The organism is Chryseobacterium daecheongense (genome assembly GCF_003729955.1).
Taxonomy (GTDB): Bacteria; Bacteroidota; Bacteroidia; order Flavobacteriales; family Weeksellaceae; genus Chryseobacterium; species Chryseobacterium daecheongense.
Genome location: NZ_RJTX01000004.1, coordinates 473,502 through 495,228 on the forward strand (window position 1 = coordinate 473,502; position 21,727 = coordinate 495,228).

Consider the following 21,727-nt stretch of genomic DNA (forward strand, 5'->3'; position numbering starts at 1 on the left):
AAAGATATAAATTTCATACTACGAATAAAATTCCACTACTATATAATTTGGTTAAAGTTTTATTAAAATTTGAAATATTTTTTTAACTATTGACTCCTTTTTCAATCGCATTAAAATTTATCTTAAACTGAATCGGCTGTTTATAGTTTTTTACGATAATTATCATATACATTTTCAGAAAGTGATTAATTAAAAAAAACGTAAATTTGCAACGCTTATGTTACAGTATTCTGATATGCATCAAACATCCAATTTCGCCGTACTTTCTATAAGCTATGAAAAAGCTGATGGAGAAACACGCGGGAAGTTTGCATTTTTTGATGAAAACATTAAAAGTTTTGTTTCCCGAATTCATGATGAAAATTTAGGAGATGCTTTTGTTGTTTCCACCTGTAACAGAACAGAAATTTACACTACTACTCCCAATTATCTTTTAGTTGCGGAAGAATACTGTAAAACCATTGGTGTTCATCTTACAGATTTTCTTCAGTTTGCCAATATTTTAACAAAAGAAGAAGCTTTAACTCATTTATTCAGAGTTGCTGCCGGATTAGAAAGCCAGATCATTGGTGATTTTGAAATCATAGGACAGATTAAAAAAGCATACAATCGTTTTAAAAAAGAAAGACAAAATTCTAATCCGTATTTGGAAAGAGCAATTAATTCTGCCATCCAGATTTCGAAAAGAATTAAAAACGAAACCGGGATCTCCAACGGTGCGGCTTCTGTTTCTTATGCTGCTGTTCATTATATTTTAAATAATCAAAAAAGAATTACTGATAAAAATATCCTTCTTTTAGGTGTGGGAGAAATCGGACAGAACACGGTTGAGAATCTTGTAAAACATGTATATCAGCCTAAGATCAAGATTGCCAACAGAACTCAGGACAAAGCGGAAAAAATTTCTCAGAAATACAATATTCCTCATGTTGATTATGCTGATTTTGATAAGGAATTAAAGAATACTGATATTCTTATCGTAGCTACCGGAGCAAAACACCCTATCATCAATGCTTCTCATTTCCCGAATGGAAAAGAGACTTTAGTGATTGACCTCTCTATTCCACATAACGTAGAGAAAGACGTCACCAATAATGAAAATGTTACTTTAGTGGATGTGGATGAGCTTTCAAAGCAAATCCAGGAAACCATTCAACAAAGGGAGAAAGAAGTTCCGAAAGCGGATAAAATCATTAAGGAAATGGCCAAAGATTTCCTTGAGTGGGAGAAAAAAAGAAAATTAGCACCGAATATTCATCATTTCAAAGCCGTTTTAAAGAATATGGAACGCAATGAAATGCATAATTTTTACAGGAAAAATAAATACATCAATGTAACGGATATGGAGCTTTCTGATAAAATGATCCAGAAGATTACCAACCGTTTTGCAAAATATATCATCGATAATCCCTGGAAAGCCGAAGAAATTAGTAAATTAATGCACGAAATATTAGTTGAACAACCAAACAACGAATTCAATGAAAAGCATTAGAATCGGAACCAGGAATTCCGCACTTGCACTTTGGCAGGCTAGAGAAGTGGCAAGGCATTTACAAAACAATAACTATTTAACTGAAATTGTTCCCATTGTTTCTTCCGGAGATAAAAATCTTACACAACCCCTTTATTCTTTGGGAATCACCGGAGTTTTTACAAGAGACTTGGATGTAGCTTTGTTAAATGACGAAATAGATATTGCCGTACATTCTTTAAAAGATGTCCCTACTCAACTCCCTGAAAAACTTGAGCTTATTGCTTACCTAGAAAGAGACTATCCTCAGGACGTTCTGATCAGAAAGGAAGAATCCAGAAATAAAGAATTCCATGAATTAAAGCTGGCAACCAGCAGTTTGAGAAGAAGAGCTTTCTGGCTAAAATATTACCCTGATGCTACTTTTTCGGATATCCGCGGAAATATCCAGACCCGTCTTCAAAAACTGGAAGAAGGAGATTTTGATGCTACCATTTTATCCTTAGCAGGAATCAAAAGAATGAAAATGAGCATTGATTATGAAATGCTTCCACTGATGATTTCTGCGCCGTCACAAGGTGTAATAACCGTTGCCGGACATTCTGATAAAAAAGAAATCAACGAAATCGTAAGCCAAATCAATCACAAAAAAACTCAGATTTGTGTTGAGATGGAACGAAATTTCCTAAGAACTTTAGAAGGTGGCTGTACTGCACCTATCGGAGCTTATGCCGAGCTGATTGAAAACCAGATTCGTTTCAAAGCTGCACTTTGTTCACTGGATGGCAAAAACTGTATTTCACTGGATGAGAACTTCGTATATAATGAAACAGAGAATTTCGGTGAAAAGTTTGCTAAAGTTGTTCTTGAAAACGGAGGAAAAGAATTAATGGCTGAAATTAAAAACAAGCTGTAAACATTCTTTTTATTTCCATATAATTTCAATGAAATGAAAATCTTATTTACCAAAAATATAGACCCATCTGTTATATCCAAAGAATTAGGAAAGGATATTTCGGCTGATTGTGCTGAGGTAATAAAGATTGATCCTATACAGGTAACTCCATTTGATCTAAAAAATTATTCCTTGATTTTTTCGAGTGCAAATGGAGTGAGTTCCTTTTTTAAAAATCAATTTAAACCTAACGAAGATTTCACTGCAAAAAACTATAATAAAATCTATTGTGTAGGTGAAAAAACAAAAAGAGAATTGAGAAAGCATGGTTTTGGGACTTTTAAAGTTTTGAGAAGTGCAGAAGATCTTTCGCAGTTTATCATCAGTCATTGTTCACATGAAAAATTTCTTCATTTTTGCGGAAACCTGGCCATAGATGTTCTTGATAAAAACCTTCCTTTACAGAATATTAAATATAAAAAAGTGACGGTTTATCAAACTACGGAAATCTATCCATTGATACCTGAAAAATATCATGCTGTAGTTTTTTTTAGTCCAAGTGGAGTTCGTAGTTTTGCAAAGCACAATTCATTGGAAGGGATGAAGCTATTTTCAATAGGTGAAACCACTACCGGTGAGCTTGAAAAATACACAAAGGAAAAGATTTTCACCTCTGAAGGAAAGAACTTACATTCTATCTTGGAAATCATAAGAAAAGAGATGAGCAACAACATATGAATATGTATTGCTGCAAAGCAATATTGATTTGAATATATTATGATCAAAAACGACCTATATTTAAAAGCACTTCGCGGAGAAACCGTAGAGAGACCACCCGTTTGGATGATGAGACAGGCAGGAAGATATTTACCTGAATTCATTGCACTTCGTGACAAGTACGACTTCTTCACAAGATGCCAGACTCCGGAGCTTGCTGCTGAAATCACAGTACAGCCTATCCGCAGGTTTCCATTGGATGCTGCTATTCTGTTTTCTGATATTTTGGTAGTTCCACAAGCAATGGGACTTGATTTCAAAATGAAAGAATCCGTTGGACCTTGGTTGGATAACCCAATCAGAACCATGGAACAGGTTCAAAATATTATAACTCCGGATGTGAATGACACATTAGGATATGTTTTTGATGCCATTGAATTGACTCTTCAAAAATTAGACAATGAGATTCCGTTGATCGGTTTTGCCGGCTCTCCATGGACGATTCTTTGCTACTGTGTAGAAGGAAAAGGAAGCAAAGCTTTTGATATTGCAAAATCATTCTGTTTCCAACAACCGGAAGCGGCTCATTTATTACTTCAGAAAATTACAGATACTACGATTGCTTATTTAAAGAGAAAAGTAGAAAAAGGAGTTTCTGCTGTACAGGTTTTCGATTCCTGGGGAGGAATGCTTTCTCCGGAAGATTATCAGGAATTCTCATGGAAATATATCAACCAGATAGTTGAAGCATTAAGCCCGCTTACTCATGTGGTGGTTTTCGGAAAAGGATGCTGGTTTGCCTTAGAAGAAATGACGATGTCCAAAGCTTCTGCTTTAGGGGTAGACTGGACCATCAAACCTGAGTTTGCAAGAACTTTAACCAATCATACAATGACTTTGCAAGGAAACTTTGATCCTGCAAGGTTGCATTCAACACCAGAAACTATTAAGAAAATGGTCAACGAAATGATCCACCGTTTTGGAAAAGACCGTTACATTGCCAATCTTGGTCATGGAATTTTACCTAATATTCCGTTGGAAAATGCAGAAGCATTTATCCGTGCGGTTGTTGAGTGGAAACCGTAGTTCTTTATATTGAAACTAACTATTTTATAATATAAAAGCCCTTTCATTGTTGAAAGGGCTTTTTTTAAGCAATATTAATTGATTTCTGTAATGAAGTCTTCTTTAGGCTTTCTCACTTTGGTCAGGTTAACCAGCCAATCGTTGCTTGCATCTCTGTAACCAAGTGGTAAAAGAAGAACGCTTTTCAGTCCTTTTTCTTTAAGGTTCAGGATTTCATCCACAGCTTCAGGAGAGAATCCTTCCATTGGCGTTGAATCCACCCCTTCAAATGCGGCTGCAATAATTGCCGCACTAAAAGAAATATAAGCCTGTTTGGCAGCATGGATGAAGTTTTCTTCCGCCGATCTTTGAGGATAAGTTGACAATAATTGCTGTCTGTAGTTTTCCCAGCCTTCGTTTTTAAATCCTCTTATATCGTTGGTAAGATCAAACATCTTATTGATTCTTTCCTCCGTATAATTATCCCATGCAGCAAAAACCAAAAGATGAGAACTGTCCGTAATTTGAGGCTGGTTCCATGCATGTGGTTTAATTTGTTCTTTAATTTCCTGATTGGTAATAACAATGATCTCAAAAGGCTGTAGCCCGCTTGAAGTAGGAGCTAATCTGGCAGCCTCTAATATTTTATCCACTTTTTCCTGTGGCACTTTCTGACCGTTCATTGCTTTCGTAGCAAATCTCCAGTTCAGCTTTTCTAATAATTCCATAAAATTAAATTTTGACTATTCAAAATTACTTCTATTCATCGTATGTACGGAGCTGGAAATTACTATTTGAAATATCGTTAAAATCTATTATTTACACCTATTTAAAGTAAAACCCTTAGATTTCGTTTTTGAAAAAATAGAACAGCAATTGTTAAAACAGCATCTATTATCAATTTATGTTTATATTTAGCAGTGAATCAACCAAAATATTCAACATGAAAAAATTAAGTAAACAAAATTTAAAGGAGATCATTGCTGGTGGAGAGATCTGCCTTGAGTGTGCCATTGACTATTTTCAATGTATCATTGACGGAAAATGTTATTGTATTCCACAGGGAGAATATTGCCCTGGTCAGTAATAAAATAAAAAAAGCAGTTTAAAAACTGCTTTTTATTTTTTTAAGATAACATTCGTTGTGCTTTCTTGACACCTTCTACCAAAAGATCAATCTCGTTGAAGGTATTATACACCGCAAAGCTTGCCCTTACGGTTCCTGCAATATTAAAGAATTCCATAATAGGCTGTGTACAATGATGTCCTGTTCTTACCGCAATCCCCATTTTATCAAGGATCATTCCCACATCCGACGCAATTCCTACACCTTCTAAGTTAAAGGAAACTACCCCTGCTCTTTTGGCCTTTTCTCCATATACTTTTAACCCTTCTATTTCCAATAGCTGTTTCTGTGCATATTCTAGGAGAGCATTTTCATGTTTCTGAATATTTTCGTGACCTACTTTTTCAATAAAGTCTACAGCAGCTCCCAAAGCAATATTTCCTCCTACATTTGGAGTTCCCGCTTCATATTTAAAAGGTAAAGCAGCATAGGTTGTTCCTTCAAAGGAGCAAGTGGCAATCATCTCTCCTCCTCCGTGAAAAGGCGGCAAAGACTCTAGAATTTCCTGTTTTCCATATAAAATCCCCGTTCCCATCGGCGCATACATTTTATGCCCGGAAAACACGAAGAAATCGCAATCCAGTTTCTGCACATCAATTTGAAAATGTGGTGCAGATTGTGCTCCATCAATCACAATATAAGCATCAGAGCTTTTTCTTGTCCTAGCAATGATCTCTTCAACAGGATTTACAACTCCCAATGCATTAGACACTTGGTTGACAGAAACTACTTTTGTTTTTTCACTCAAATACTGATCCAGGTATTCCAACTGAAGAATTCCGTTCTCATCTATCGGAATCACTTTAAGTTTGGCCCCTGTTCTTTCACAAAGTAATTGCCACGGAACAATATTGGAATGATGTTCAAGGTAAGAAATGATAATTTCATCATCTTTTTTTAGCTTTTGGGTCAGAATATAAGAGATGAGGTTCAAACCTTCCGTTGTCCCTTTGGTAAAGATCACTTCAAAATCATGTTTAGCATTTATGAATTTTTGGATCTTTCTTCTGGAAAGCTCCATTTCTTCCGTTGCTAGCTGACTTAATGTATGAATACCTCTGTGTACATTGGCATTAAGCTCCGTATAATACTTGTTCCATACTTCTAAAACCGAATCCGGTTTCTGGGATGTTGCCGCATTGTCTAAGTAAACCAATGGTTTACCGTTCACCTGCCTGTTTAATATAGAAAACTGACTTCTGATTTCCTGAATGTCAAACATTTATTACAATTTTATCATTAATGACGTTCTTATTTAGAACACTTCAAATTTACGTCTTTTTTCCGAAAGGGGCATTGGTGAAAATGATGATAGATGTAATCTAAAAATAAAAACCTGCCAAAATTTGACAGGTTTTATATTGTTGTTTCAATAAGCAATTCTTATTCTGCAGATTTTTCCTCTGTTGTTGGAACATCAGGAGACTGAGTTGCCACTTCTTCCGCTTCTTCTTCATCCTCATCATCCATTGCTGCTGCACCACCTTTCATTGCATTTCTAGACATCTTCACAGCTACTACAACTGCGTTGTCAGGATGCATGAATGTGTAAGTTTCAGTTTTAATGCTACCGATGTAAAGTTTGTTACCGATTCTTAATGGAGTAACATCTACAACGATTTCATCCGGCAAGTTAGCAGGAATAGCTTTTACTTTCAATTTTCTGAAAGACTGACGTAAAACACCACCAGCTACAACACCTTTTGAACGTCCAGTGATTCTTACAGGAACTTCCATGATAACCGGCTTATCGTCAGCTAACTGATAGAAGTCTACGTGAAGAATTTTGTCAGTAATTGGGTGAAACTGGATGTCCTGAAGAACAGCTGGAATTGTTTGTCCGTCAACCTCAATAGATACCGTGTGTGCTTCAGGAGTGTATACTAATCCTTTGAAAGCTTTCTCTTCAGCAGAGAAGTTTAAAGGTGCTTCACCTCCATAAACAACACAAGGAACTAATTCAGCATCACGTAAAGCTTTTGTAGACTTTTTGCCCACGCTTTCTCTTTTTGTACCTTGAATTGTAATAGATTTCATTATAAAAAAATTAAAAAAATTGTTTCAAAATATTTTTGCAAACAGCTAAAAATCAATTAGATAATAAACTTACTGCTAATTGATTGGTGCTCATGAACCATCTTCATTACATCTGCAAATAACGGGGCGCAAGATAGCACTTTTATTTTAGATGACAAATGATTTTTTACAGGAATTGAGTCAGTAACAATTACTTCCAGCAATTTTGAGTTCTCAATATTCTCATAAGCCTTTCCAGAAAGCACTCCATGAGTAGCCATTGCTCTTACTGTTTTAGCTCCTTTTTCCATCAAAATATCTGCGGCTTTACAAAGTGTTCCTGCCGTATCAATCATATCATCGATAAGGATAACATTTTTACCTTCTACATCTCCAATAAGGAACATTTCTTCCACTACATTGGCTTTCTTTCTTTCTTTATAAGCAATTACTACTTCTGCTCCTAAATGACCCGCATAGTTTTTCGCTCTTTTTGCACCTCCCATATCCGGAGAAGCAATGGTAAGGTTTTCTAAATTCAGATCTCTGATATAATCTACAAATATAGTAGAAGCATAAAGATGATCTACCGGAATTTCAAAGAACCCCTGGATCTGATCTGCGTGTAAATCCATAGTCATGATCCTTGTAGCCCCCGCAGCTGTCAAAAGATTGGCAACCAATTTAGCGCCAATTGGAGCTCTTGGCTTGTCTTTTCTGTCTTGTCTTGCAAGTCCAAAGTAAGGGAGTACAACTGTAATGCTCTTTGCAGATGCTCTTTTTGCAGCATCAATCATGAGAAGAAGCTCCAAAAGATTGTCTGCTGGTGGAAATGTAGATCCTATCAGGAAAACTCTCCCCCCTCTTACCGATTCGTCTAAAACCGGCTCAAACTCTCCATCACTAAACTCCTGAAAGTTGATTTTTCCTAATTCCTGCCCATAATATTGGGCAATTTTCTCTGCCAAGTCCCTGCTTGTCCTTGTACAAAATAGATAACTTAACTGTTCGGCCATTTTTACTTTTTAAAGATTTGCAAATTTAAAAAAAAACCACAAGATTTACTCCTGTGGTTTTTATGTTTTTTATTAGCTTATTCATTATGGGAATTTTACCCCTGAATATTTATTAGGATCAACCTGTGGTAACGTAGATCTGTATTTAGTATTAATTGCTTTGATAAATTCATTAGCAACGATAGCATATCCTCTACCTGTAAGGTGTACTCCGTCTAAAGAGAAAGTACCTCCTGTTACAAATTTAGCGGTATACTTCACTCCGTCAAACGAGATTCCTGACATTCCGTTCAGTTCTACCATTTTCTTATTAGCATCCACAAAAGCTAAGCCGTATGTCTCAGATAGTGTTTTGATGGAAGCATTATACGCATCAATTGCCGTTTTTACAAGACCTGCTTCTGTTTTAGTCAACACATGCTGATTTTGTAATGGATAAGAAATTCCATATACATTAACCTGAGCAGGTGCTCCTGGTGCAGTTGTTCCAATTACTGATCTTGTTGTAAGCAAAATATAATCTTCCGCTGTAGTTTGTCTTGCTTGTCCATAAATCTGTCCAAAAGCGGCAGCAGTTGTTGGTCCTAAAGAAGGAGTTAAAGCCGCAGTAAGCTGAGCGCTTAAGTTTGGAAGAGAAGTATCTTTAATTAATACAGGATTAGAAGATGTAGAAGAAAGCAAATTGATTCTGTCTCCCGCACCGAAAGCAGTAAGCGCTTGTTTAAGCGGCCCATATAAACTGGTATTAAGTGTTGTGATATTAGAGCCTAAAGCAGCCGGTGTTAAAGGATTATATGGCACTGTTGTAAAATAAGGAATTGATGTTACATAAGGAATATTAGCAATAACTCCTTTTGTAGTTCCTCCCGCTTTTAGAGCATCTAATGCTGCCTTAATAGAACCTGCCACAACATTAGGGTCAGAAATATCATTGGCCCCATAAGTTGCAGGATTGGTATTTCCAGCTTGATTTACTCCTGATCCACCACTTGTTGCATAGCTTAATACATCATTATTCCCTATCCAAAGAGAGAAAAATGTAGGGTGCTGAGCAACAGCATCTCCCACAACCGTAGAAGTTGTGCTTGAAGAGAATCTCACATAATATGGGTTAGCCGTTCCTAATAAGACTCCTGCAGCATTTCCATATCCCGGTGCTACCAAATGGAATGATTTAGCTCCTGGAACCCCAAAATTATTGAGCGGTCCTGTGATTTTATTCAGTACATTCGTAGTAGGTGTAGCTGCAACGTTTTCAATTACCGGAGATCCGTTGGTAAAGGTCTTGATATATAATTTTGTAGCCTGGATCGTAGTAGAGCCAAGTAATAACCCTCCATTATTATCCGCCATTAAAGGCTGAACAAAGTTTCCTCCTCCGGCAAGTTTCATTTGTCCTGCAATAATATTAGGGTAAGACTCTGTCTGCCCATCAATATATAATGCATTATCTCTGAAACCTGATGTTAAGGAATTTCCTAAAGAAATATATTTAGAAAAGTCGGCATCTCCAGCGGTTACCTGTATATCTTTTACGTCTGTATCAAAGTCGTCTTCGCAGCTCGTTGTAAAAAGAAGAGCAGAAATAGCGAATGTAGAAATTATAAATTTTTTCATAGTCTTTCAATTAAAAAGGATTATAAGATAAACCTAGACCCAGATAAAATGCGGTAGCTTTGGCTTGTCCGTAGAATCCAAGATTAGCATTTTTAACATCTCTAGCCTGAGGCATTGCATATCCTCCTGCAACATCTACCCCAAATTGTTTCAACTTGAATCCTACCCCACCTGTAACTACATAGGTATTAAAGGATGGCGTCTCAGGGATGAAGTTTTCATCAGTATAAGGAGATTCATCATAATAGGCTCCTAAACGTCCATAAATCATATCAGTAAATGCATATTGAGTTCCTAACCTGAACGTTTTAGCATTTCTAAAGTTTTTAGGAGAGACTGAAATCGTTGGATCCGCCTGATTTCCAACAGGAGCGGTAGCAAAATCTAACGTCAGCTTGCCGTATCTTTCCCATCCGTGATAGTTGAAATCCGCAGAAACCAACCATTTCGGAGTAATTTTATATGTTAAACCGATGGTATATTCTTCTACTAAAGGTAAAGTTGCTTTAAAACTGTCTGTTCCCGATGCATCTAATCCTAATAACGGATATACAGAAGCTGAAGGGAATTTGAATGTAGCTTTTCCATCCTTCGCTTTCATATCAACCGGTGAACGGTAAGCAATACTTACGTCCAATTTAGGATCTGGTCTGAAATAGAACCCGAATCCATAACCATGTCCGCTTGCCTTACTATCAAGATTAAGCTCTCCTCCAAACTGAGTAATTGCCTTATCCCAGTTTACAGTACCTCTTGCATAGATATAGCTTGCACCGAAAGCCAGCCAGTCATTAAATTTATAAGAAATCATAGGTTCGAAATAAAAGCTCTTTAGCTCCAATTTCTGAACCATTTCCTTTCCTTCCCAATCATTTGGCCATTCAATGGTACTACCGAATGGTGTTGTAAAACTAAAACCTACAGACAGTTTTTCTAGGGGTTTATATGCAATTGCGGCATAAAGAGGCGTTCCCATAGGGTTATCTGTTTCCGTACTCTGTAAAGTATTCAGGTTTTGAAAGGTAACTTTATTGCTTGCGCCAAACCCTCCGGCAACAATACTTAATTTTGAGGGAATGAATGACATACCTGCAGGATTGAAGAATGCCACACTCGCATCTTCAGCATGTGCACTGGTATGTGCCATTGCCAATTGCTTCACCCCCTGCAAAGAAACCCTGAAGCCTCCTGCATAAGATAAAACCCCTGCCAATAATGCGGTTGATACTAATATTTTTTTCATAGACTATTATTATATAATCCAAATATAAAATTATTTTAGATACTCCTGTTAATATTTCTTAATAAATTAAACAATATATCAAAAGAAAATTATGTTTGAAATAACACTTTAAGAATAATCGAGTTTAATTGAATATAAATTAAGCATTTAATAACTATACACCCCTATTAAACATTCTTTGTTTAATGTTAAACAATAATGTTCACGATTATTTGAAATTTTCAGAACTACATAAAGATAAAAATATATAAATTTGCAAGATTAAATAATATAATATATGAGTTGTGGATGTAAAACATCCGGCGATTCTGCACATTCATGCGGAACGAAATCCGCGAATGGCTGTGAAAGTGTAAATACCTGTGGTAATAGTTATAAATTAAGTGTTTTCGACTGGCTATCCAACATCAACAATCCTGTAGAAAACAGGTGCGATTATGTAGAGGTCAGATTTAAAAATGACAGAAAATCGTTTTATAAGAATGTAAATAATATCCCGTTACATATAGGTAGTGTAATCACAGTAGAATCCAGTCCCGGACATGATGTAGGTGTGGTAAGTCTCACCGGAGAATTAGTGAAAATTCAGATGAAAAAGAAAAAATTTTCAGAAGAAGCATCACTTAAAATATATCGTCTAGCTAACCAAAAAGATCTTGAAGTTTGGCAGGAAGCTAGAAAAAAAGAAGATAATGTAAAGATTGAAGCAAGAAAAATTGCCCACAGACTTGGCCTTGAAATGAAGGTTACAGATGTTGAATATCAGGGAGATGCTTCAAAAATCACATTTTATTATACCGCTGATAACAGAGTAGACTTCAGACAACTGATTAAAGACTACGCTGCGGCTTTCAGAACTAAAATCGATATGAAACAGATCGGTTTCAGACAGGAGGCGGCAAAAGTAGGCGGTATCGGTTCTTGCGGAAGGGAACTTTGCTGTTCAACATGGTTAACAGATTTCAGATCTGTGAACACCAACGTTGCAAGATATCAGCAGCTGAGTATCAATCCTCAAAAATTAGCAGGACAATGTGGTAAATTAAAATGCTGCCTTAATTACGAATTAGACAGCTACCTCGATGCGTTAAGTGATTTCCCTTCCTCTTCTACGACATTAGAAACAGAAAAAGGAAAAGCTTTTTGTATCAAAATAGACGTTTTCAAAAAGAAAATGTGGTTTGCCTACGTTGAAAATTCTATCGCCTGGTACGATTTCGATATTGATCTAGTTAAAAAGCTAATCTCGAAAAATAAACGTGGAGAAAAAACATTACCTCTTGAAGATCTGAAACAACCTGAGACATCACTTCATAGCATTGATCTGATTCAGGAGAATAATGTAGACAGATTTGAAAAGAAAAAAGGTCCGCATCACAAAAATAAGAGTCAGAACAGGCAAAACAACAATCAACAAAGGAAAAACAAGCCTGAAAGATCTGAAAACACCAATGCTAACCATCAGCCAAAACAACAAAAGCCACAACAACAGGCTGGTCAGATGGAAAAAGTAGAAGCAGGTTCTGATGCTGAAAAGAAACCAAACAAGAAAAAATTCAAAAAGAAGTATCCTCCCAAAAAAGATAAAAATGCGTAAACTTTTAGGATTATTACCGCTTATCCTTTTCTTTAGCTGTAACTCTTCAGGAGAAAACATCATCATGAATTCCGTTGATAATAAATGGAATAAGAAAAGTGAACAAAAATTTAATCTTGAAGTTTCAGATCCGCAAAATCCTAAAAATATTATATTTGTTGTAAGAAATAACAATGATTATCCTTACAGCAATATAAGGTTCATCGTTAATTTCACTAATCTTCAAAACAAGAAAAAGGAAACCGACACTTTGAACTATGTCTTGGCAAAACCTAACGGGGAATGGCTTGGTACAGGTTTTGGTGACACGAAGGAGACTCTTTTTCAGTATAAACTGAATTACAGGTTTCCGGCAAAAGGAAAATATGAAATTGGGCTTATTCAGGCCATGAGAAATGATAACCTTCCCGGAATTGAAGATATTGGAGTAAAAATAGAAACGGCTAAACCGTAACCATACATGGAAGAAAATAAACAAAACGCTGGAAGTAAAGGAAAAACTTTTCCTCTTCCGCCCAAAAAAAATAAAAAAGATACCTCTTGGAAGAAATGGGTTAAGTTTATTTGGCTTGGACTCATTGCGGTAGTTTTAGGAATTTCAGGACTTTTCTTTGCGGTTTCCCAAGGCTTTCTTGGGGAAATGCCCGATGTAAAAGAGCTTGAAAATCCTGATATTTATGTTGCTTCTGAAATCTATTCCGCAGACGGAGTACTATTAGGCAAGTTTGAAAAAGAAAAAACACAGCCCATTGTTTACAAAGACCTTCCTCCTTATCTTGTATATGCATTGCAGGCTAAAGAAGATGAACGTTTCAAAGAACACTCCGGAATTGATTTACAGTCTGTTGCCAGAGCTGTTGTATATGGTGGAGGAAGAGGTGGTGGATCTACCATTACCCAACAGCTTGCTAAACTATTGTTTACAGGTGGAGCTTCTCAAAATAAAATCTCAAGAGCTTTCCAGAAACTGAAAGAATGGGTAGTAGCAGTAAGCCTTGAGAAAAGGTATACTAAAGAAGAGATTGTTACCTTATATTTCAACAAGTTTGACTTCTTATATAATGCCAACGGGATTGAGATGGCATCCAAAATCTATTTCAATAAGACGACCTCTCAGCTTACTTTACCGGAAGCAGCTATGTTTGTGGCAATGTTAGAAAACCCGGTAAAAAACAACCCAATGCGTAATCCTGAAAGAGCAAAAGCCAGAAGAGACGTTGTATTGGAACAAATGCTGAAAACAGGATATATCGATCAGGCAACATATGATAAAGCTGCTGCCACACCTGTTACTTTAGATTATCATCCTATTAAAAATATTAATGATGACTATTCTGCTTACTATAAATTCTATCTGAAAAAAGAGATTGATAATTATCTTCAGGATTACGAAAAGCAGACTGGTAAAAAATTAAATCTATACAAAGACGGTTTAAAAATATATGTAACTCTTGATTCTAAAATGCAGAAATATGCTGAAGAAGCGATTAAGGAACACCTTACTGATCTTCAGAAGAGATTTGATGCTGAACAGAGAGGAAGAAAGCAGAGACCATTCTATTACCTGAACGACAAGCAGATCAATGATGTAATGGTTCAGGCCATGAAAAGAACCGGCCGTTATAAGCAGTTGAAAGCTGCCGGAGTTTCAGAAGACTCCATCATGATGGAATTCAAAAAACCGATTAAAACTTCCCGCTTCACATGGAATGGAGAAGAAGAAGTGGAAATGTCTCCTTGGGATTCTATCAGATATCATAAACAAATTGCTCAGGCAGGATTGATGTCCATGGTTCCCGGAACCGGTGAGATCAAAGCTTGGGTAGGAGGTATCGATTGGCAGCATTTCCAATATGACCACATTAAACAAGGGAAAAGACAGGTAGGTTCTACCTTCAAGCCTTTCGTGTATGCAACAGCCATCATGAAATTGGGAATGACTCCTTGTTCAGCTGTTTCCAATGGCACTTATGACCATAAAGGATGGCATGTTCCGGGAAGAGGAGGAATGCTGACTCTTAAAGATGCATTAGCACATTCTCAAAACCCTGTGGCAGCACGTCTTATAGAAATGACAGGGGTAGATGCCGTTATTCAGACCGCAAGAGATCTGGGTGTAACGGAAGAAATCCCAAGAAACAATACAATTGCTTTGGGTTCATCTGACATTACTATTTACGAAATGTTGGGTGCTTACAGTACTTTTGCCAATTATGGGAACTACAATAAACCTGAAATGATCTGGAGAATTGAAGATGCCAATGGTAGAGTGATCAAGGAAGTAAATGTAGAGCCAAAAGAAGTCATGAACCCATTATATGCTTACACCATGATCGAATTAATGAAAGGGGTAGCTCAATATGGAACAGCTTCCGGAGAGTTAGGAAGAAAAGGAATTTCAAAAGATGTGGAAATTGCCGGTAAAACAGGTACAACTCAAAATAACTCAGATGGTTGGTTCATGGGAATCACTCCAAAACTGGCAACAGGAGCATGGGTTGGATGGGAAGACAGAGCCACTCACTTCTATGGAACCGGAGAAGGTCAGGGAGCAAGAATGGCATTGCCAATTTGGGCAATCTTCATGAAAAAAGTTTGGGCGGATAAAAGTTTAGGCATTTCTCCTGATGATAAATTTGTAAAACCTTCTGAATGGAAAGACGGGTGTTCAGATCTTAAAGGACTTGGAGCTGGCTATGGTGACGAAGGAGGACTGCAGACTATTGATGAGATCAAAAACCCAAAACCTGTAGAGACAACACCAAAAAACAATTCTGAAAAGAAAGAAGAAAACGTTAATGAAAATTTAAATACCGGAGAAGAAGTGGATTTTAATAAATAAACTCTTCTTTACCAATAGAAAAGACCTTCCGATTATTTGTAAGGTCTTTTTTTATTATTGGTATATTTGAAGTATGAATATTGCTAACATCAAACAACCTTTTATACAGACTTTCCCAGGAGATTTCTCCAATAATCCGGTTCAGAGAAACACTCCTAAAGTCCTATTTTCAACCATTCGTCCTGTTGGATTTGAACATCCTGCTTTAATTGCTTTCAATGAATCTCTTTCTGAAGAGATCGGTTTAGGAAAATATGAAGCAAAAGACCTGGACTTTCTGGTGGGAAACAATCTTCCAGAAAATATCCGTTCTTATGCAACAGCTTACGCAGGACATCAATTCGGGAACTGGGCAGGACAGTTGGGTGATGGAAGAGCAATTCTGGCTGGAGAAATCATTAATGAATCTGGACAAAAAACAGAAATACAATGGAAAGGAGCAGGTGCCACTCCTTATTCAAGGCATGCAGACGGAAGAGCCGTTTTAAGATCTTCTGTACGGGAATATCTGATGAGTGAAGCGATGTATCACTTGGGAATTCCAACAACAAGAGCTTTAAGCTTATGCCTTACCGGGGAAAGTGTTGTAAGAGATATGATGTACAACGGGAATCCTCAGGAAGAAAAAGGAGCGGTTATCATAAGAACAGCAGAAAGCTTTCTTCGATTTGGACATTTTGAACTGATGTCTGCTCAAAAAGAATATAAAACACTACAAGACTTGGCAGACTTCACCATAAATAATTATTTTCCAGAGATACAATCCGAAGGAGATCAGAAATATAAAGATTTCTTCGAAAGTGTTTGCCGGAATACCGCCAATCTTATGGTTGAATGGTATCGTGTAGGTTTTGTACATGGAGTAATGAATACCGATAATATGTCTATATTGGGATTAACTATTGATTATGGTCCTTATTCTATGATGGATGAGTATGATCTGAATTTTACGCCCAATACCACAGACCTTCCCGGAAGAAGATATGCATTTGGAAAACAAGGTCAGATTTCCCAATGGAATCTTTGGCAATTGGCCAATGCACTTTACCCGCTTATTAAGGATGAAAAATTCCTGGAAGAAAAATTAAATACCTATGGTAATTATTTTTGGGAGTCTCATGACAATATGCTATGTAAAAAATTCGGGTTTAATGAATTATTGGATGGAGATGAAGAGTTTTTTACCAACTGGCAAGGGTTGATGCAGGAATTGCAATTAGACTACACCTTATTCTTTAAGCAATTAGAAAACATTTCTATTGACAGCGATTTGAAATCCATTCTAGAAAATATTTCCTACATTCCTTTGCAAGAAGAAAACATCAAAAAGCTGGAACATTTTGTCCAAAGATATTATGAAAGATTTTCTCAAAATACAATTTCAAAACAAGACGCACTGGAATTGATGAAAAAGAATAACCCAACATTCATTTTAAGGAATTATTTGCTTTTTGAATGTATTGAAGAAATTGAAACTGGTAAGACAGAAATGCTTAATAAACTAACAACAGCTTTGCAAAACCCTTATCTGGAAATATATCCTGAATTTTCTAAAAAAAGACCTTCCAACTATGATGACATATCGGGATGCTCTATGCTATCATGCAGTTCATAATTGTAAAATATTCAACAAAAATTGAATTTTATTTGATTTTTTTATAGCGTATTTGTTTTTTATTTAACTTTACATAAAACAATATCCCTATGAAAAAACTCCTATTTTCTTTCAGTTTATTAGTTTCAGGGGCTTTTGCAAATGCACAAACAGTCCTTTTAAACGAAAATTTTGACTCTTACACCAACTTTGTAATTACAGGGTTCGGTAGTTGGCTGACATTGGACATAGATGGCTTACCTACATATACAGGAGGGGCGGATCCTGCAACTTGGGCCAATGCTAACAGCCCTCAGGCTTTTCAAATTTTCAATCCAACAGCAGCTGGTGTTACTAATGCTACAACAGGATCGGAGGTCAGAAACTTTGACCCCCACAGTGGGCAAAAATATGCAGCGGCATGGGATGCAGTTCCATCTACAACAGGCGGTCCTACTGCGAACAACGACTGGCTGATTAGTCCAGCTGTAACATTAGGCGCAAGCTCAAATGTTTTGACTCTTTGGGTAAAATCATTATCCAACTCGTACGGACTTGACAAATATAGAGTGGGAGTATATATTGGTTCCGGAACCCCTACCGGATCTGCTAATTTTACTATTATTTCCGGAGGAACCGCTTTAAGTGCACCTTATCCTAATTGGGAACAAAAAACCTATAGCCTGGATGCTTACGCCGGACAAACTATACGAGTAGGTATTCAATGTGTTTCTTCTGACAATTATATGTTTATGGTAGATGATGTAAAAATTACTACAGGAGCGCTTTCAACGAATGAAGTATCCGCAAAAGCTAAATCACTAAGCATTTTCCCTAATCCGACAAAAGGTGAAGTTAATGTCAAGACTGATAAAAAAATAAAATCATCTATTATTGTTGATATTTCAGGAAAGACAGTATTGAAAACAGATTCTAAAAAAGTAGACATCTCTTCTCTGCCAAAAGGAACTTACTTAATGCAGGTAGAATTTGGAGACGGAAGCACAGCAACCGAAAAAGTAGTTAAAGAATAAATAAACTCATATTAATTTAAAAACTCACCAATTCCAGGTGAGTTTTTTATTTTTGCAAAAAACTTTTAACAAGTGTCTTTTAAACTAAAGCTTTACAATTTTTTCAAACTCATCTTTCCTGCCACTTATTCAGAACTGGGAGTTTTCACTTTTTTCATTCTTTTATACGGGATTTTAGGATGGCATATCGCTCTTGATTATCGTATTATCTATGACTCCAGAATTCCATGGGATGCGTATTTCAGTTTCGATAACCGCTCGATTGTATTGACCGGAGGAAGCTTCGAGAGACATCCCCTCGCTTATTATTTTTTCAACTGGATAAGAGAATTGGCATTATACATTTCAGATGGAAAAACGAATGCCGTATTTAGATTGGCTTTAGCCTGGTTTAGTAATTTAGCTGTAAGTCTAAGTATCTTACAGGTTTTCAAATATCTGAAAAATATTATCAGATTACCCAACTCGATCAGCTTATTACTTGTATTATTTTTTGGATTTTTCTCAACTACTATTTTACTGTCTTTCACTCCGGAAAACTTCACCTACACTCTGTTTTTGCTTACTCTATACAATCATTATTCTGCAATTAAGCTAAAAAAAGAAGAAAAAACACCGGCTTTAGCTTTAACATTGGCAGGAATAACGATTGGTGGACTCACCATTACTAATATTGTAAAGGTTTTCATTCCGGTTGCATTTGAGAAAAATCTTTTTAAAAACTGGAAGAAATTCGGGAGTGCTATTTTAAGAGTCATATTTGCTTGCATTTGCTTTATCCTCCTCTACCTGAATAGAATCAACTTCAAGTATCAGCATATTTTTGATCAGACGAACAAACAGTATGAAAAGTTTTCTAATGTGAAGTCTATTCCGACTTGGGATATGATCGCTTCATTCTTTTTTGGGGGAAATATTTTATTACCGGGCTTTATCATCCGGGACAAGCACAACATGAAAGGTTTTGAGTATAAGGGCTTAATCATGGATGTTTATACATCATGGATTCCTTATATTTTTATTTCCATACTGCTCTTATTCATATTCTGGAGCTATTTCAAAAACTTAAACAAGAAGCTGGTTCAAATATTAATGATTTCTTTTTTTATCGACATCATTATCCATTGCATCATGAAGTTTGGACTGCATACTTCTTACATTTATGGAGGGCATTTTGTGTTTGTCTATCCCTTATTACTGGGATGGCTGTTTTATACATATAGAATGGCTCCAAAAATGTTATCATTTTTAACTGTCATTATAGGGATTTTACTACTGTATATGTCCATCAATAACTATTACCGAATGACTGAATTTTTTCATTTCATGAATCAATATTACCAATAAAAAAAGCTGAGAAAAATCTCAGCTTTCGTTTTTATTTCAAATAAAATTTATTTAGCTTCGGCACAGAATATTCTATATTGTACAGCAATGGCAGATTTAAAATACTCTCTAACCTTTGAAAGGTCGGAAGCAGCACTTTGTTTAGTGAAATAGCTTCCCGCTAATATTTTATAGTTTGGTCTTAGTGAAGCATCCGTTTCTACCTTAAGATTTGGAAATCTTCTTCTGAAATAAGCTTTCACTTCATTGGCTTCTTCGTTACTTTTCACAGTGGTAATCTGGATTTTGTAGCCTAAAATTCTTGGATTTTTTCTACAGATCTCAGCATTTGTAAGTTCTCTGTTGGGAACATATATTTTAGTAGGTCTCGCTGCGGAATCATCATCATTATCCCGAACAGAAGTATTGCTTGCTGTTCGTGAACATTTTTCCTCTAAATTTTCCAACGCTTCCTTTACTTTAGGATCCATGGACATGATTAGCTCCGTTCCGGCCAAAGTATCTCTTTTTACAACCTGTTGTGCTTCAATATTATAAAATCCGAATATAAATAATACTGAAAATATTTTGATTAAATTTCTCATTTAAGCTTATTTCCGCAAATTTATACAAATTAAAAAAATATGCCAAACTACTTATTTAGAATCAATACAAATTAAACGTAAATGATATTTTCCCTTTTCTATATGCCGTTAAATTTCTGTTAAAAACATTATTTTTGCCGAATTGATTGAATGTTCAATAATTTACTAACATAAGATAATTTAAATGATTAGTTGGAGAAAGCATTATAAACAAACGTTGATTGCAATAGGCTTATTGTTATCAACCAGTGCTTCAATTTACGGGCAAGACGGCGATCCCAAAAATGGCGAGAAACTTTTTAAGGCAAACTGTACAGCATGTCACGCGCTAGACAAACAAGTTGTAGGGCCTCCTTTGAAAGGGGTTGTAGAACGAGTGAAAACAGAGGGCGGCAAAGATACGGCTTGGCTTCATAAGTGGATCAAAAACAACAAAGAAGTAAGAGCTTCCGGGGACGAATACGCAAATAAAATTTTTGAAAAATACAATAAAGCTGAGATGCAGCTTTTTCCAAATCTTTCAGATAAGGATATTGATGACATCTTAGCGTTTACAACTAATCCTCCGGCTCCAGAACCGGAAAAGACAGCTGAAACTGCTCCTGCAGGAGATGCTGCAGCTGCTGCACCAGCAGACAAAACTACTACAAACATTGTCATTATTTCACTTTTAGCCATTGCAGGTTTATTGGTTTGGATCTTAATAAAACTAAGACAATTAGTTAAATTAGGTCAATCTGAAGACTTAGCAGGACTTAACGAAACTAGAGTTCGTTCTTTCAGTGAAATCTATCAAAAATATCACTATGTAGGTAAAGGATTATTAGCAATCCTGGCTATTTTAGCAACTTATGGAATTTGGAACTGGATCATGTGGATTGGGGTTTACAAAGGATATAAGCCGGAACAGCCTATCTACTTCTCACACAAAATCCACGCTGGAGAACAGAAAATTGACTGTCAATTATGCCACTCTAGTGCTAAATACGGTAAAGTTTCTGAGATTCCATCCATGAACGTTTGTATGAACTGCCACAGAACTATTTCTGAGTATAATGGCAAATACATGGAGCCAGGAAAAGACAAAGCATTCTATGATGGTGAAATCCAGAAAATCTATGCTGCTACAGGTTGGGATCCTGCAAAACAACAGTACACAGGGAAAACTCAGCCAGTGGAATGGACAAGAATCCACAACATGCCGGATTTCGTATACTTCAACCACTCACAGCACGTTGTAGCAGGTGAACAAGCGATCATCAATTCTTTCAACAAAAAGAATCCAAATAACAAAATTGATGTTGTTTGTAAAGCTTGTCACGGAAAAATAGACACAATGAATGTTGTTCAGATGGCTAATGATTTCACAATGGGATGGTGTATTGAGTGCCACAGAACTACAGAGATCGATATGAACAACGGTTATAATAAAGAATACTTCAAGAATCTACATGACAAGTTGAAAAAACAATACCCTAAAGATGGTGGTAAGATTACTGTAGATGCAATTGGAGGTCTTGAGTGTGGTAAATGTCATTATTAATAACTAAAAATTAGAAGTAT

Annotated in this window: 19 protein-coding genes; 12 read left to right on the top strand and 7 right to left on the bottom strand. The window is 36.3% G+C overall.

What is annotated here, in order from left to right; translation table 11 throughout:
* The first annotated feature begins 217 nt into the window (after nucleotides 1-217).
* The 4 genes from hemA to hemE are packed head-to-tail and all read left to right on the top strand — an operon-like array spanning nucleotide 218 to nucleotide 4,169.
* Nucleotides 218-1,492: a glutamyl-tRNA reductase gene (gene hemA, locus EGI05_RS15460; RefSeq protein ID WP_123263926.1), complete on the top strand. Its 1,275-nt coding sequence runs from the start codon at nucleotides 218-220 to the stop codon at nucleotides 1,490-1,492.
* Nucleotides 1,479-2,387: a hydroxymethylbilane synthase gene (hemC, locus tag EGI05_RS15465; RefSeq protein WP_123263927.1), complete on the top strand. Its 909-nt coding sequence runs from the start codon at nucleotides 1,479-1,481 to the stop codon at nucleotides 2,385-2,387. The genes hemA and hemC overlap by 14 nt, the downstream gene beginning before the upstream one ends.
* Before the next feature lie 33 nt (nucleotides 2,388-2,420).
* Nucleotides 2,421-3,104, top strand: coding sequence for a uroporphyrinogen-III synthase (locus tag EGI05_RS15470; protein ID WP_123263928.1), 684 nt, complete (start codon nucleotides 2,421-2,423; stop codon nucleotides 3,102-3,104).
* A gap of 39 nt (nucleotides 3,105-3,143) precedes the next feature.
* The gene (gene hemE / locus EGI05_RS15475) at nucleotides 3,144-4,169 is read left to right on the top strand and encodes a uroporphyrinogen decarboxylase (RefSeq protein WP_123263929.1); all 1,026 of its coding nucleotides are present in this window, start codon (nucleotides 3,144-3,146) and stop codon (nucleotides 4,167-4,169) included.
* Between the two features lie 74 nt (nucleotides 4,170-4,243).
* On the opposite strand, the gene EGI05_RS15480 is transcribed toward hemE, so the two are convergent.
* The gene (locus EGI05_RS15480; protein WP_123263930.1) at nucleotides 4,244-4,876 is read right to left on the bottom strand and encodes a nitroreductase family protein; all 633 of its coding nucleotides are present in this window, start codon (nucleotides 4,874-4,876) and stop codon (nucleotides 4,244-4,246) included.
* Nucleotides 4,877-5,091: 215 nt separating this feature from the next.
* On the opposite strand from EGI05_RS15480, the gene EGI05_RS15485 reads away from it, so the two are divergent.
* Nucleotides 5,092-5,235, top strand: coding sequence for a GNAT family acetyltransferase (locus EGI05_RS15485; RefSeq protein WP_123263931.1), 144 nt, complete (start codon nucleotides 5,092-5,094; stop codon nucleotides 5,233-5,235).
* Nucleotides 5,236-5,275: 40 nt separating this feature from the next.
* On the opposite strand, the gene EGI05_RS15490 is transcribed toward EGI05_RS15485, so the two are convergent.
* The 5 genes from EGI05_RS15490 to EGI05_RS15510 form a co-directional block, all read right to left on the bottom strand.
* Entirely contained in the window at nucleotides 5,276-6,496 is a 1,221-nt protein-coding gene (locus EGI05_RS15490; RefSeq protein ID WP_123263932.1) for a cysteine desulfurase, read from the bottom strand.
* 161 nt (nucleotides 6,497-6,657) lie between these two features.
* The gene (locus EGI05_RS15495; RefSeq protein WP_123263933.1) at nucleotides 6,658-7,311 is read right to left on the bottom strand and encodes a 50S ribosomal protein L25/general stress protein Ctc; all 654 of its coding nucleotides are present in this window, start codon (nucleotides 7,309-7,311) and stop codon (nucleotides 6,658-6,660) included.
* Nucleotides 7,312-7,367: 56 nt separating this feature from the next.
* A complete protein-coding gene (locus tag EGI05_RS15500; RefSeq protein ID WP_123263934.1) occupies nucleotides 7,368-8,306 on the bottom strand; it encodes a ribose-phosphate pyrophosphokinase in 939 nt (312 codons plus the stop codon).
* An 84-nt stretch (nucleotides 8,307-8,390) separates the two neighbouring features.
* Entirely contained in the window at nucleotides 8,391-9,923 is a 1,533-nt protein-coding gene (locus tag EGI05_RS15505) for an SGNH/GDSL hydrolase family protein (protein ID WP_123263935.1), read from the bottom strand.
* Between the two features lie 10 nt (nucleotides 9,924-9,933).
* On the bottom strand, nucleotides 9,934-11,166 hold the full coding sequence (locus EGI05_RS15510; RefSeq protein WP_123263936.1) for an OmpP1/FadL family transporter: 1,233 nt from the start codon (nucleotides 11,164-11,166) through the stop codon (nucleotides 9,934-9,936).
* 277 nt (nucleotides 11,167-11,443) lie between these two features.
* Between EGI05_RS15510 and EGI05_RS15515 the strand changes: the two genes are divergently transcribed.
* From EGI05_RS15515 to EGI05_RS15540, 6 genes are all read left to right on the top strand, one after another.
* Complete coding sequence (locus EGI05_RS15515) at nucleotides 11,444-12,763, top strand: PSP1 domain-containing protein (protein WP_123263937.1); 1,320 nt, start codon at nucleotides 11,444-11,446, stop codon at nucleotides 12,761-12,763.
* A complete protein-coding gene (locus EGI05_RS15520; protein ID WP_123263938.1) occupies nucleotides 12,756-13,217 on the top strand; it encodes a gliding motility lipoprotein GldH in 462 nt (153 codons plus the stop codon). The genes EGI05_RS15515 and EGI05_RS15520 overlap by 8 nt, the downstream gene beginning before the upstream one ends.
* A 6-nt stretch (nucleotides 13,218-13,223) precedes the next feature.
* Entirely contained in the window at nucleotides 13,224-15,605 is a 2,382-nt protein-coding gene (locus EGI05_RS15525; RefSeq protein ID WP_123263939.1) for a penicillin-binding protein 1A, read from the top strand.
* A 73-nt stretch (nucleotides 15,606-15,678) separates the two neighbouring features.
* The gene (locus tag EGI05_RS15530) at nucleotides 15,679-17,220 is read left to right on the top strand and encodes a protein adenylyltransferase SelO (protein WP_123263940.1); all 1,542 of its coding nucleotides are present in this window, start codon (nucleotides 15,679-15,681) and stop codon (nucleotides 17,218-17,220) included.
* 89 nt (nucleotides 17,221-17,309) lie between these two features.
* Nucleotides 17,310-18,233, top strand: a complete 924-nt coding sequence (locus tag EGI05_RS15535; protein WP_123263941.1) for a T9SS-dependent choice-of-anchor J family protein — start codon at nucleotides 17,310-17,312, stop codon at nucleotides 18,231-18,233.
* Between the two features lie 72 nt (nucleotides 18,234-18,305).
* Nucleotides 18,306-19,580, top strand: a complete 1,275-nt coding sequence (locus EGI05_RS15540; protein ID WP_123263942.1) for a DUF6080 domain-containing protein — start codon at nucleotides 18,306-18,308, stop codon at nucleotides 19,578-19,580.
* 47 nt (nucleotides 19,581-19,627) lie between these two features.
* Here the strand turns inward: EGI05_RS15540 and EGI05_RS15545 are convergent, their stop codons facing one another.
* The gene (locus tag EGI05_RS15545; protein WP_123263943.1) at nucleotides 19,628-20,164 is read right to left on the bottom strand and encodes an SPOR domain-containing protein; all 537 of its coding nucleotides are present in this window, start codon (nucleotides 20,162-20,164) and stop codon (nucleotides 19,628-19,630) included.
* Nucleotides 20,165-20,348: 184 nt separating this feature from the next.
* Here EGI05_RS15545 and EGI05_RS15550 point away from each other — a divergent pair, with 184 nt between their 5' ends.
* Nucleotides 20,349-21,707 carry a c-type cytochrome gene (locus tag EGI05_RS15550; RefSeq protein WP_123263944.1) on the top strand — a complete coding sequence of 453 codons (1,359 nt, stop codon included), beginning with the start codon at nucleotides 20,349-20,351 and terminating at the stop codon, nucleotides 21,705-21,707.
* Nucleotides 21,708-21,727: the final 20 nt, after the last annotated feature.

What these genes read in the sequence shown, in the direction of transcription:
- hemA (WP_123263926.1), top strand. Translation starts at nt 218, where the DNA reads ATGTTACAGTATTCTGATATGCATCAAACATCCAATTTCGCCGTACTT.
- hemC (WP_123263927.1), top strand. Translation starts at nt 1,479, where the DNA reads ATGAAAAGCATTAGAATCGGAACCAGGAATTCCGCACTTGCACTTTGG.
- EGI05_RS15470 (WP_123263928.1), top strand. Translation starts at nt 2,421, where the DNA reads ATGAAAATCTTATTTACCAAAAATATAGACCCATCTGTTATATCCAAA.
- hemE (WP_123263929.1), top strand. Translation starts at nt 3,144, where the DNA reads ATGATCAAAAACGACCTATATTTAAAAGCACTTCGCGGAGAAACCGTA.
- EGI05_RS15480 (WP_123263930.1), bottom strand. Translation starts at nt 4,876, where the DNA reads ATGGAATTATTAGAAAAGCTGAACTGGAGATTTGCTACGAAAGCAATG.
- EGI05_RS15485 (WP_123263931.1), top strand. Translation starts at nt 5,092, where the DNA reads ATGAAAAAATTAAGTAAACAAAATTTAAAGGAGATCATTGCTGGTGGA.
- EGI05_RS15490 (WP_123263932.1), bottom strand. Translation starts at nt 6,496, where the DNA reads ATGTTTGACATTCAGGAAATCAGAAGTCAGTTTTCTATATTAAACAGG.
- EGI05_RS15495 (WP_123263933.1), bottom strand. Translation starts at nt 7,311, where the DNA reads ATGAAATCTATTACAATTCAAGGTACAAAAAGAGAAAGCGTGGGCAAA.
- EGI05_RS15500 (WP_123263934.1), bottom strand. Translation starts at nt 8,306, where the DNA reads ATGGCCGAACAGTTAAGTTATCTATTTTGTACAAGGACAAGCAGGGAC.
- EGI05_RS15505 (WP_123263935.1), bottom strand. Translation starts at nt 9,923, where the DNA reads ATGAAAAAATTTATAATTTCTACATTCGCTATTTCTGCTCTTCTTTTT.
- EGI05_RS15510 (WP_123263936.1), bottom strand. Translation starts at nt 11,166, where the DNA reads ATGAAAAAAATATTAGTATCAACCGCATTATTGGCAGGGGTTTTATCT.
- EGI05_RS15515 (WP_123263937.1), top strand. Translation starts at nt 11,444, where the DNA reads ATGAGTTGTGGATGTAAAACATCCGGCGATTCTGCACATTCATGCGGA.
- EGI05_RS15520 (WP_123263938.1), top strand. Translation starts at nt 12,756, where the DNA reads ATGCGTAAACTTTTAGGATTATTACCGCTTATCCTTTTCTTTAGCTGT.
- EGI05_RS15525 (WP_123263939.1), top strand. Translation starts at nt 13,224, where the DNA reads ATGGAAGAAAATAAACAAAACGCTGGAAGTAAAGGAAAAACTTTTCCT.
- EGI05_RS15530 (WP_123263940.1), top strand. Translation starts at nt 15,679, where the DNA reads ATGAATATTGCTAACATCAAACAACCTTTTATACAGACTTTCCCAGGA.
- EGI05_RS15535 (WP_123263941.1), top strand. Translation starts at nt 17,310, where the DNA reads ATGAAAAAACTCCTATTTTCTTTCAGTTTATTAGTTTCAGGGGCTTTT.
- EGI05_RS15545 (WP_123263943.1), bottom strand. Translation starts at nt 20,164, where the DNA reads ATGAGAAATTTAATCAAAATATTTTCAGTATTATTTATATTCGGATTT.
- EGI05_RS15550 (WP_123263944.1), top strand. Translation starts at nt 20,349, where the DNA reads ATGATTAGTTGGAGAAAGCATTATAAACAAACGTTGATTGCAATAGGC.